Origin of the sequence: Gilliamella sp. B2838 (genome assembly GCF_026536185.1) — a bacterium.
Classification (GTDB): Bacteria; Pseudomonadota; Gammaproteobacteria; order Enterobacterales; family Orbaceae; genus Gilliamella.
Map to the genome: position 1 here is coordinate 119,255 of NZ_JAFNOO010000006.1, position 12,593 is coordinate 131,847.

At 35.0% G+C, this 12,593-nt stretch carries 7 protein-coding genes; 4 read left to right on the plus strand and 3 right to left on the minus strand.

Going from position 1 to position 12,593, the window contains the following annotated elements:
- The first annotated feature begins 473 nt into the window (after positions 1-473).
- From J3U63_RS08240 to J3U63_RS08255, 4 genes are all read left to right on the plus strand, one after another.
- Positions 474-1,991 carry a hypothetical protein gene (locus J3U63_RS08240; RefSeq protein ID WP_267371228.1) on the plus strand — a complete coding sequence of 506 codons (1,518 nt, stop codon included), beginning with the start codon at positions 474-476 and terminating at the stop codon, positions 1,989-1,991.
- Positions 1,992-2,532: 541 nt separating this feature from the next.
- A complete protein-coding gene (locus J3U63_RS08245) occupies positions 2,533-4,167 on the plus strand; it encodes a hypothetical protein (protein ID WP_267343929.1) in 1,635 nt (544 codons plus the stop codon).
- Positions 4,168-4,612: 445 nt separating this feature from the next.
- Positions 4,613-6,280 carry an energy-dependent translational throttle protein EttA gene (ettA, locus tag J3U63_RS08250; RefSeq protein WP_267371229.1) on the plus strand — a complete coding sequence of 556 codons (1,668 nt, stop codon included), beginning with the start codon at positions 4,613-4,615 and terminating at the stop codon, positions 6,278-6,280.
- A 411-nt stretch (positions 6,281-6,691) separates the two neighbouring features.
- Positions 6,692-8,284, plus strand: a complete 1,593-nt coding sequence (locus J3U63_RS08255; protein WP_267343927.1) for a hypothetical protein — start codon at positions 6,692-6,694, stop codon at positions 8,282-8,284.
- A 111-nt stretch (positions 8,285-8,395) separates the two neighbouring features.
- On the opposite strand, the gene J3U63_RS08260 is transcribed toward J3U63_RS08255, so the two are convergent.
- The 3 genes from J3U63_RS08260 to J3U63_RS08270 are packed head-to-tail and all read right to left on the minus strand — an operon-like array spanning position 8,396 to position 11,966.
- Positions 8,396-10,030, minus strand: coding sequence for a DUF2813 domain-containing protein (locus J3U63_RS08260; protein WP_267333495.1), 1,635 nt, complete (start codon positions 10,028-10,030; stop codon positions 8,396-8,398).
- A 15-nt stretch (positions 10,031-10,045) separates the two neighbouring features.
- A complete protein-coding gene (gene rfaP, locus J3U63_RS08265) occupies positions 10,046-10,849 on the minus strand; it encodes a lipopolysaccharide core heptose(I) kinase RfaP (RefSeq protein ID WP_267333494.1) in 804 nt (267 codons plus the stop codon).
- Entirely contained in the window at positions 10,836-11,966 is a 1,131-nt protein-coding gene (locus tag J3U63_RS08270) for a glycosyltransferase family 4 protein (protein WP_267333493.1), read from the minus strand. Before J3U63_RS08270 ends, rfaP begins: the two co-directional genes overlap by 14 nt.
- Between the last annotated feature and the right edge of the window lie 627 nt (positions 11,967-12,593).

Genomic DNA, 12,593 nt, shown 5'->3' on the forward strand with positions numbered 1-12,593 from the left:
GACATTAAAAATTATTGCGTCGATTCTTTCGACGCAATAATTCTTCATAAAAAAAATATTATTATCGTTTTTGATATTGTCACTAATCCCTTTATATTTTTCTACGCTATATCGATATTGTGTTGTTGTGTTGAGTTGTTCGTATAAATTAATTTATTGTCTGTTCAATTTAAAAAAGTTATTTATAGATTATTTTTTTTATATATGTAAAAATAAAAAATAACGAATAATCAAAATGATTGTTTATTTAAACTTCAAAAGGACTTGGATTGTAGGTTTTGTGTATGTTCAGAATTAAGGATTTTCACATATATAGTAAATATTCTATTTGTAAACTTTTTATAACAAAGAAAAAACTAGCTTTCTTATTTTTTACTCATTTTGCAGTTAATATTTTTAATCAATTAATGTGGCTTCTAACTTTCAAACGGATCAATACTTCCAATAAAGTTATACACCTAAAACTTAACTCAATGTTATCTATTATTGGTATTCATTTTTTATTTATTCTTTTTTCACCTTATACCGAAGCGTTATCAAATATTACCGTTAAAACCATTGCAGGCAATGCGCCTTATTTACAATTAAAATCAGATCAAGACGGAAATGTAGGGACTAAAATCAAAGGATTGAATGAATTACTTGGTTTTAGAATGCCTACAACAGAAAATAATAACGCATTAAAATTCGTTGATGTAAGTGAATCGCTCTCTTTTGGTGGTAAACCCTTGCAAATCCCTGAAGGAACTAAATTTTCTGATATCATTACGATGGTTCCAGCTAATGGTCAGGCAAATGCATTATCTCAATTCAACGTTGGTGACGATGATGGTGATGCTTCCCTTACTGAAAATACAACCATCGAAGGCACTCTAACAGCAACCTGGTATGAAAATAATAACGTGATAAATGATTTAAGTCGTGAATTCAATGTGTGTGGAGGGCCTTATTTTTTAAAAATTGGTGCTCAAAACGTTGCGGTATCGACTAAATACGGTCAACCTAATAAAAACATTTATGGTAGTCAACCCGTTATTACTTACCAATTTATGCTTGAAGGTGGGCCTAAGTTGTGCTTTGTTCAACCAGATATGCATGTTTATAAGAATAGTTCTTACATAACTAAGTATCCTAATGGTTATAATCCAGAGGTATGGGATCCTGGTTCAACAAGCTCAAGGTGGAGTGATTGGCAAGAAGGTGGTGGATTTAAAGCTGAACAATTTAAACCAATAACCGGTGTTAAAGATATTACCTTCGAGTTAATTGGCTCGGGAGCCGATCAGCGTCAGTATCGCTGTAAACTAGATAGCAGCAATAATACTAACTGGGTTACATTGCAATCTTCGACCGCAAGTAAAGACTTAGGTGCAAATTGCCAAGTACGTTATGACAGTGTCACTAAGCCCACAACACCCTTAACGATTAATATGGAATATACTGCTGATAAAGGCAAAACTTGGCAAAACATCGGTAAAATTACGCTCCCTATACCACAAAAATGGGCAATAGTACCTACGCAAGTAACAGGATTTTTAGATGGTCATGGTCGTAATACGGCCTACGATGAATGTAGAAGAATAATAGATGGTCAAGCAATACCGAAAACAACATCCGCTCAGGTTAATGATATGTCAGAAGCAGGTAAAGCTTGGCGACAAAAATATCTGTATCGAAGAGATGAATTGACCAACTCTTTACAAGCTAACAAACCAGAAGGGGCAGCTAACGCAAGTGTTGATTTCAACAAATATCCCCTTTCTCGAGATTTAGGTACTTTTATGAGTGAATGGGGCTGGTTTTATCAATTTGCAGTCCATCTTTGGACAGCTGAAATGGATCGTACAAACAGGCCATTTTCTGTATTTAATGGTGATTCGTCTGGAATCATTTGGTGGGGGTGGGGTGCTCAATTTGAGCTCGGTCCATCTCAATCAGCACAAATTTTCTGCCGGGGCGAAAATGGAATTACCGCACTTCCTACAAGATAAAAGAATTACCTGATAAATTATATGCTGTTAGTCGTTTGTCAGGTTAGATATTGATAATCTGACAAATTGCCCATAACGTGGTATTTAACTACATTATAATTATAGTCAAAATACCACTTAGGTCGTAAAACTGTTATTTCGAAAATCCAGCCCTATTGTCTCAGATTTTACTTTTGCTGAGTCGTCAAACGTCAAATGGGTAAAATTGTTATGTCGATTCATTCATTCGGCGCAATAATTCTTCATAAAAAATAATATTATTATCGTTTTTGATATGGCTTTAATCCTTTATAGTCATTCCACTTCATATCACTATAATCTATATCAATTGTGTGTTGAATTATGCTTGTCAATTAATTTATTGATTTACAAATTTAAACAATTATTTATAGATTATTATATTCAAATATGTGAAAATTAAAAACAATCAACACTGTGTTGTTATACCGTTAAGTGATAACTAATGTTATAGGTTTGATATATGTTTAAAATTAGGAAATTTTTCATAGATGATAAATATCCTATTTATAGGTTATTTATAATGAAGCGAAAATTAATTTTCTTATTCTTTATTAATTTTAAATTTAATATTTTTAATCAATTAATATGGCATCTAATTTTTAAACGGATCAATCCTTCCAATAAGGTTATACACCTAAAACTTAACTCAACGTTATCTATTATTGGTATTCATTTTTTATTTATTCTTTTTTCACCTTATACTGAAGCATTATCAAATGTGACAGCTAAAACCATTGTAGGTAGTGCACCTTATTTACAATTAAAATCAGATCAAGACGGAAATGTAGGGACTAAAATCAAAGGATTGAATGAATTACTTGGTTTTAGAATGCCTACAACAGAAAATAATAACGCATTAAAATTCGTTGATGTAAGTGAATCGATCTCTTTTGGTGGTAAACCCTTGCAAGTACCAGAAGGAACTAAATTTTCTGATATCATTACGATGGTTCCAGCTAATGGTCAGGCAAGTGCATTATCACAATTCAACGTTGGTGATGATGATGGTGATGCCTCCCTTACTGAAAACACAACCATCGAAGGCACACTAACAGCAACCTGGTATGATAATAATAACGTGATAACTGATTTAAGTCGTGAACTTAATGTGTGTGGAGGACCTTACTTTTTAAAAATGGGTGCTCAAAACGTTGCGGTATCGACTAAATACGGTCAACCTAATAAAAACATTTATGGTAGCCAACCCGTTATTACTTACCAATTTATGCTTGATGGGGGACCTAAGTTATGCTTTGTTCAACCAAATATGAATGTTTATAAGAATAGTTCTTACATGACTAAGTATCCTAATGGTTATAACCCAGAGGTATGGGATCCTGGCACAAGCCCATCGTCGAATAACTTGCAACAAGGTGGTGGATTTAAAGCTGAACAATTTAAACCAATAACCGGTTTTAAAGATGCAGCTTTCATGTTAATCGGCTCGGGAGCCGATCAAAGTCTGTATCGCTGTCAACTAGATAGCAGCAATAGTACTAACTGGGTTACATTGCAATCTCCGGTCGCAAGTAAAGACTTAGGTGCAAATTGCCAAGTACGTTATGACAGTGTCACTAAGCCCACAACACCCTTAACGATTAATATGGAATATAGTGCTGATAAAGGCAAAACTTGGCAAAACATCGGTAAAATTACGCTCCCTATACCACAAAAATGGGCAATAATACCTACGAAAGTAAAAGGATTTTTAGATATATTTGATGGGTATTTAGCCTACGATGAATGTAGAAGAATAATAGATGGTCAAGCAATACCGAAAACAACATCCGCTCAGGTTAATGATATGTCAGAAGCAGGCAAAGCTTGGCGACAAAAATATCTGTATCGAAGAGATGAATTGACCAACTCTTTACAAGCTAACACACCAGAATGGACAGCTAACGCAAGTGTTGATTCCAACAAATATCCCGCTGCTCGAGATTTAGGTACTTTTATGAGTGAATGGGGCGGGCCTTATTACTTCGGAACCTATCTTTGGACAGCTGAAATGTATCGTACAAACAAGCCATTTGCTGTAATCGATTATGGTTTGTTGGGAAGCGTTAAGGATGACGGTTTTGATCTTGGTCAAGGTCAATCAGCACAAATTTTCTGCCGGGGCGAAAATGGAATTAGCACACTCCCTACAAGATAAAAGAATTACCTAATAAATTATATGTTGTTAGTCGTTTGTCAGGTTAGATATTGATAATCTGACAAATTGCCCATAACGTGGTATTTAACTACATTACAATTATAGTCAAAATACCACTTAGGTCGTAAAACTGTTATTTCGAAAATCCAGCCCCATTGTCTCAGATTTTACTTTTGCTGAGTCGTCAAACGGGTAAAATTGTTATGTGAAAGAGTTGTTTTTTTGTTAACCTATTGATGAACTTGTTATTATTTAAGTCAGATAAATATTGTCAATAATAAGTAGCCTATCAATTGCGGTGAATAACTCGCTCCATCACTAGTTAATCAGTTAATTGTTATAAATAACCCTAGACCCTATTGTCAGAATCGTTACAATATACGCCATACTTTTATAGTAAAAGGTCTCTTTTACTAGGTTTAACCCAATAAGCGGATGATGTTTTATGGCGCAATATGTTTATACAATGAATCGAGTGGGGAAGATTGTTCCTCCTAAACGTTATATTTTAAAAGATATTTCTTTAAGTTTTTTCCCTGGCGCAAAAATTGGTGTGCTGGGTTTGAATGGGGCAGGTAAATCAACGTTATTACGTATTATGGCGGGCGTTGATACCGAAATTGAGGGTGAAGCGCGTCCACAGCCAGGTATTAAAATCGGTTATTTACCACAAGAACCGAAATTAGATCCAAAACAAACTGTGCGTGATGCAATTGAACAAGCCGTTGGCGATGCCAAAAAGGCATTAGCAAGGTTAGATGAAGTTTATGCAGCTTACGCTGATCCTGATGCCGATTTTGATAAACTTGCTAAAGAACAAGCTGAACTTGAAGCAATTATACAATCGCAAGATGCACATAATCTGGACAACCAACTAGAACGCGCTGCCGATGCGCTACGCCTGCCTGATTGGGATGCCAAAATTGAGAATTTATCCGGTGGTGAACGTCGCCGTGTTGCCATTTGTCAGTTATTGCTGGAAAAACCGGATATGTTATTAATCGACGAACCGACTAACCATTTAGATGCAGAATCGGTGGCTTGGCTAGAACGTTTTTTACATGACTATGAAGGTACGGTGGTGGCTGTAACCCATGACCGTTATTTCTTAGATAATGTCGCCGGCTGGATTTTAGAGCTTGATCGTGGCGAAGGCATTCCATGGGAAGGTAACTACTCTTCATGGCTTGAACAAAAAGATCAGCGATTGGCTCAAGAAGCCGCAACCGAATCAGCGCGCCGCAAATCGATTGAAAAAGAGCTGGAATGGGTGCGCCAAAACCCGAAAGGCCGCCAAGCAAAAAGTAAAGCCCGTTTAGCGCGTTTTGAAGAATTAAACAGTAATGATTACCAAAAACGTAATGAAACTAACGAACTGTTTATTCCACCTGGGCCACGTTTAGGCGATAAAGTGATCGAAGTGAGTAATTTAACCAAGTCGTATGGTGATCGGGTATTGATTGATAATCTTTCATTCAGTATTCCTAAAGGCGCGATTGTTGGCATTATTGGTCCAAATGGTGCGGGTAAATCAACACTGTTTAGAATGCTATCGGGTAAAGAGCAACCTGACTCAGGTACCATTACTTTAGGTGATACGGTGCAATTGGCGTCAGTCGATCAGTTTCGTGACAGCATGGATGATAAAAAAACAGTGTGGGACGAAATATCCAATGGGCAAGATATTATGCGTATTGGTAATTTTGAAATCCCAAGCCGAGCCTATGTTGGACGCTTTAATTTTAAAGGCGTTGATCAGCAAAAACGAGTCGGTGAACTCTCTGGTGGTGAGCGTGGACGAGTGCATTTAGCCAAGTTATTACAAGTTGGTGGCAATGTACTGTTACTCGACGAGCCAACCAATGACTTAGATGTCGAAACACTGCGAGCACTCGAAAATGCGTTATTGGAGTTTCCGGGCTGTGCATTAGTGATTTCGCATGACCGTTGGTTCTTAGATCGCATTGCAACCCATATTCTCGATTACCAAGACGAAGGGCATGTTGAGTTCTTTGAAGGTAACTTTACCGAATATGAAGAGTGGAAAAAACGGACCTTAGGTGCAGAAGCCTTAGAGCCGAGACGTGCCAAATACAAAAGAATCACAAAATAATCATGTTTTGCAGGATTTCTGCTGTTTACTGCAGTGGAAATCCTTTAGCATTGATATCAACTATATCCATATTCGTTAAGCAAATACTTTCCAAGCATTTTTCACCAAACGTGTCTTTTAATTAATTTAAAAGATAGTTTCTAACTTTTTTTGCCCTCATCTATCTATTGAAATTTTATCCATTTTTTCATCATATTGAATGATTAACACATAATGATTTTCAATATTAACGCTCAAATAATCATAGCTAAAACGTAATGTAAATTTTGATTCTCAAAATAATTTGAAAAAAAATTAAAGATATTTAAATTTTGGTCGATATTGAACAGGTTATGATAAGGATATCTAAAATTAATATAGAGGAAAACACCATATTTTTCTGAATAAAAACTTTTTAATAATAGGTTGCCAATGAATAGTATCAAACTAGTTTGTTTATTTTTCATCAGTATTATCTTAACTTTTTCTCACCAATTAGTGTTATTTATCTTTTTTAGATGGATTATTCTTTTTAAAAAAATCCCATTAGCAAAAAACAATTTTAGCTCTTATATTGCTGTTGTTAGCTTAATATCTATGATTTTTACGGTTAACGCTAATGCGTTAACTGCGGTGACCATTAACAAGATTAATGGTAGTAAACCTTATTTAACTTTTGATAAAGGTAAAACGAAAGTAACAAGTACAGAAGGTTTGTTAAGTGTAACGTTACCAGATGGTCGTCAGTATGTGTCATCCGGTGATATGGCACATTTATATCCAAATGCGATCGTTAATGATTCAACTATGACAAATCCAATTATTTTAAATAAAGGAGAGTTAGATTTTGTTAATATAAAAACATTTGTTCCACTTAAAAAAGAGGGGAATAGTAATTATCCGAGTGTTGCTTTAAACAGTTTAATCAAATTATATAACTATTGGGGGGATGATGATGGTGATGGCAACGTAACGGCTACCGGATCGTTAACGCTTTCATGGATAAATAAGCAAGGGCAAAATGTTACCAGTATGATTAGTAATAATACAATTACAGCATTAGATCCCTGTGATGCACCTTATCAACTCAATATTCAAACAACTGATGGTCTATTATCAACCCAGTATGGCATACCGAATACTACGCGTTTTAATGCTGCAACAAGTGTTTACTATATTACCCCAAAGATAGATATGCCTTATGTGTGTTATGCTCAGCCCAACTTTTCTATGGATCAGTCATATGGACCAAATTGGGTGAGTAAGAAAGGATTTAGAGTCGATAATATTGATAATGTTGCAAATAACTTTCCTACAACCGGTTCAAATGGTCTTCATTTTTATTTATTATTAGCAGGTATTACGCCAAATCAAGTTATTGCTGCAAATGGTGCTACCGTTTTCCCTGAAAATGGTAATAAAACCGTTAATTTGTCATTAACTGTAGAACAGACACAGAATTGGAATGGGCAGCCACAGTTGGCGTTAAAAATTCTATTAAATGGACCAACCCAAGATTCTACTAATAAATCTTTCACTCCCTCAGAGTTTAAACTCTATTCTGATAATAATCATAGTCAGTTGCTTTATAATTTTAAAATCGAGCGTTGGTACATAACTAAGATTGAACAGGCAAATGGTTACGAAAATGCCAAAGCATTTTGTAATAATCTGGGGGCTACCTATCGAATACCAGGAGTTGAAGATTTTACTAATGGAAATGGATATGGCTGGGAGAATGGAATTCCAGGGCAGGGTAACTCTTATCGTCGTCAAATCAGTTATAAAAATGGTGATAAGTGGGTTGGTGGTTTAATGAATGAATGGGGGTATCTGAGTAACACGTCTACTGATTATCCTGCTGCAAAAAATTGGGATGGTTCAGGTATATACTGGACATCACTTGCTGTACCCAATATGTATGGTTTGATTTATGATATTAATAATGGAATGTATTCACAAGGTTATATCGGCTATAATATGCCATCAACATTAACACATCGTGTTGTTTGTGTGTCTCCTTGAAAGCATGAGTAAAATAATTTATTCACGCTATAATACAGTGTTTTTTCATAATTTAACTGCGCCGCCAATCAAATTTGGTGGCGTTTTATCTAATTTATGAGCTTATTGTTTTCAACGTTGAATAAAATCTTTTGATGACTGAATTATTTTGGCGAAAGTATGGGTTAATAAGCTTGGTATCGCATCTATACCTCTAGATTTTGCATCATCACAAACAGCAATAGCTAAATCCGGTTTTGAGCTTTTATGGATGGCTTTTTGAATAATTTTAGATACAGGCATATCGATATGTTCAATTGTATTATAAGCTGCCTGTTTGTACACATGACTAAAGCCATGTTTAAACAAAAAATTCTCGATATCTTTTGCCGGTAATATCGTAAGATAGTCATTCGAATCTTCATTTTGTGGGGTGAGCGATTTAACCGTATCGGCATATTTTTTCCCAGCCATATCGCCATCAGTAATCACATACCAATGGATCCCCATCTTATTAGCATATTTTATTAAAGGTTTTAAACCACATTGCGCAAATTCTAGTAATTGCACACCTTCAGAACCTAGATGATAACCACTTTGTTCGGCTAATTCACGCAACAACCATACTTCTGTTTCACCTTCAACTAATAACCAGCAACGAGCAAAAAGCGCTAATGGTCGACGATAAAGTACATGAAATAAAATACGGCGACTATCATCAGCACTCAATGAATGAGGGGCAACATATTTTGTCACAATTTGACCGGGTAGACGGATTAACCGATAAATACTCTCTAATGGAAATAATGATACTAAGTCACTGGAGTTTGAGGTAATAATTTTTTGTGCTGGCAGGTGTTTAAGCAGGCGAAAACCAACCGATAAAATAATGGGATGTAATTGGCTTTCAGGTTCTTCTAAAATGAGAATTGGCATCGAGCTAGGTGAAAGGGGATTGTCACCTTTAGCGTAAACAATTGAATCAAAAATACCTAATAAAGCGGTTCGTAAATAATCATCATTAATATTATCTAAAGCATTATTGATACGTTCAAGTGAATTCCAATCTTCACGATGTGGGCTTGTTTTTTGTGGTAAATGTTTATAACGATAACGTTGAGCTGGATCGATAAAATAGTATTCTAACAAAGCACGTGCAGCTTTTAATCCTCGTTGTAATTCCTCTTCACTAATCGAGGCTGAATGTTGCTTTAATTGATTAGACAGTTCATTAATGAAGTATTCTGATAAAGGTTGGTTAGTGATGGGTAAATCATCTGCACTTAAGGTGTTTTTCAATGCCATTACAGGATTAAGATTAAGAACAATAGCAATCAGCAATTTATGATCTTCAATAGTAAAAGGATTATTGTTTTGGTCGACTAGCAGATGCTGAGTTACAATTTTACTATTTTGTTGTTTGGCGGTGATTTGATAAGTTATCCGTCGTAATTGATCTTCTTTAGATTGATAAGTAACAGGCAATAATGCTTGATAAGCTTGATTATTGAACTCGTTGGCATAGGATTGACAATACGTTACTTTAATACTGATATGATTGTCATTAGGTTTATCTTTATCACGATAAAAGTCAGAATCAACAAATTCATAAAATTTATTGTCTAGCGACAATAACATTAAAGCGCTAATTAAACTCGATCGCCCCCATCGGTTTTCACCAATCAGCACACTTGCTTCTGTATTAAATTTTAACGATAATTGACTTACACCCCTAAATCCTACTATATCAATTTGTTCAATAAACATCGTATTTCCTTATTGTTAAAGATTATACTTCTCGGTGCGTTTACGTATTTTTTCTGCTTTTTGTTCTGTATTGCTAATTAATTTATGCTCATCAAGCAAAATGGTTTTTAGGGGTTTATTGAAATAGACTTTCAAAAATAACCAAATATCGCGCTTTGTTAAGCCAATATTCGTTGATGAAAAATAAAGTCCGATCAGATCTTTATCACGCCAGCGTCTAGGCACTTTATTACGTGTTTGAGCTCGGTGTAAATCAATCACTGATAACTTAATCTGTTTTTGATGTTCAAATAATGGTATATCAAGTAAAAAATGACATAAATAACAATCACGATGATTAACACCAGCTGCATGCATTCTTGCTGTCATATTAGCTAAATAGATAATTAGTGAACGTTTTAAATGATAATTGGGTGGCGAAGTTAGCCATGTTTTTGTAAAGTCTTCTAAACTAATGGTTGGGTTTAAATCCTTAGTAACAATAAATGAATGGCGAGTTAAGGGATTTAGGCCCTTTCGACCAAATGCTCGTCCATCCATAGTATTAACTTTGGCTTGTTCTAAACGAGCAATCGCATCCCATTCTTGTTTAGCATCTAAAACAGGCAAACGTAGTGATAAAAGATTTTTAACAATCTCTTTAACTGTTGTACCTCGATGAATCTTAATAAAATAAGATTCATCATTAAATTGGAAATTTAATGTTTTACGTTGTTTTACTTCCCGATAAACTTTTCCCGATATTAATTCAACTTCTTGAAAGGGATCTTTATCTTTCCATAATTGTGCAAAAGGTGATTTAAGTTTAATTTCGTTCATGATTATCACAATCTAAAATAATATCGGCGGCACGCTCAGCTAAGTGGTATAAATCAGTAGTTTGACCGTAATATATAGCATTATTATGCCAGATCAATCGTTGCGCTTGATTGGTTATCGCATTGTCAAGCGCGCAATTTAAATCTGCTTGCACAAAAGGTTCAATCAGTACAAAACCAGCATCGGCATCGTAGACATGATAAGCATAACCAGAAATACCAGAGACAATGACTGGTACACCTGCGGCTAAACCTTCAATTAATACCATGCCAGCAGCTTCCTGCCTTGCTGGGTGTAATAATAGATCGGCTGCAAAAAGAAAATCAGGGATATCATTACGGCCAGAATAAAACCTGACTTGATTGCCAATATTCAAAGCTTTAGCCATTTTTTGATAAGGTTGCGCATTATCTTGCCCAACGACTAAATAAATTACTTTTTGCCTCAACTCAATGGGTAAGGAGGCAATAGCATTTAACGAACGATCAACCCCTTTACGTTTAAAGTCAGATCCAATTTGCACTATCACAAAAGCATCAAGCGCAATTTGATTGGCTTGTCTAAATTGTTGACCTTTAAGAGGCGATGCTAACTGGTATTTTCTATCCGATGCAATGCCCGGTGGTAACAGATAAAATCGTGAAGGTTGAGTCTGATAATATTTTTCAAAATCACTAATTTGCTGTTTAGTTAGCACCATTATTTTTGTATGATGAGCGGCATTAAATACTGCATCTTCGAAAGCTAAATAGTGTTGACATCGTTTAGATAATTTATAAAGCAAACCTTTGTGCGCTACTTTTTCGGCAAAACATGTGTCGCCAGCAAAATAGACATCCAAGCCAGGCATTTTGTTAAAACCGACAACACAATCAACAGGGTTGGACTCAAGATGAGCTTTAACCCAATTATAATAAGATTGATTTCGGCTGTGGTTTGAAAAGCCCTTTTTGGCGACCTTTATAACTTCAAATTCATCAGGTATATCGCCTTGCCACTCCATGACATAAACACGGATCTTATGACCACGATCACAACAAGCCTTAGCAATTTGCAAAAAATCACGTTGCAAACCGCCATAAGGAAAATATTTATAGATACAAAAAGCTAATTGCATGCAAATTGCCTCGAGTAATAAAGGGGTATTATATACTCAGTATTGATTGTTGCGCAAAGTTTGATTTTTAGTAGTGAGCCTTATCACAATGCTTAGTACAGACGAGTTTATAAGTATCGAGTAATCTTATTCATAGCGAAATAATCGATAAGTGTAAATCATTTGAATGATGAATCCTTTTTCACAAAGATTCATCACGTTTATTGAACATTCTGTTATCGACAAAAAATTCAATATTATTAATATTACTTCACCCTATAAGCAAAAAATAGAGGTAAGAGGTAACGTTAAATCAATAATGATAGTTGTTATAGGATCAGTGTCATTCTATGTTGCAGCTTATGATCAAACTTAACCATAATCTTTTATTGGTATTGAAAAATCAGTTATTTTTAACGGGTAAAAAGAAGTTAATGATGATTAATATCTAATTAAAATGAACGTATATTTAGCTTGAATCTGGTTAAAGCAAGACTTGCTTTTAAACGATTTATCTTGTTTATTCTCAGTTGATCTAAATATCCACTAATTTAGTGAAAGAATTTTAATTGCCAAATATTTAAAAACAAAATAACTCAATCACCATTTGCTTATCGATACAAAGTTAACGAAAGTAAAACGTTTGAC

Excerpts from the sequence above, each read along its gene's own strand:
- J3U63_RS08240 (WP_267371228.1), top strand. The coding sequence starts at position 474 with ATGTTATCTATTATTGGTATTCATTTTTTATTTATTCTTTTTTCACCT.
- J3U63_RS08245 (WP_267343929.1), top strand. The coding sequence starts at position 2,533 with ATGAAGCGAAAATTAATTTTCTTATTCTTTATTAATTTTAAATTTAAT.
- ettA (WP_267371229.1), top strand. The coding sequence starts at position 4,613 with ATGGCGCAATATGTTTATACAATGAATCGAGTGGGGAAGATTGTTCCT.
- J3U63_RS08255 (WP_267343927.1), top strand. The coding sequence starts at position 6,692 with ATGAATAGTATCAAACTAGTTTGTTTATTTTTCATCAGTATTATCTTA.
- J3U63_RS08260 (WP_267333495.1), bottom strand. The coding sequence starts at position 10,030 with ATGTTTATTGAACAAATTGATATAGTAGGATTTAGGGGTGTAAGTCAA.
- rfaP (WP_267333494.1), bottom strand. The coding sequence starts at position 10,849 with ATGAACGAAATTAAACTTAAATCACCTTTTGCACAATTATGGAAAGAT.
- J3U63_RS08270 (WP_267333493.1), bottom strand. The coding sequence starts at position 11,966 with ATGCAATTAGCTTTTTGTATCTATAAATATTTTCCTTATGGCGGTTTG.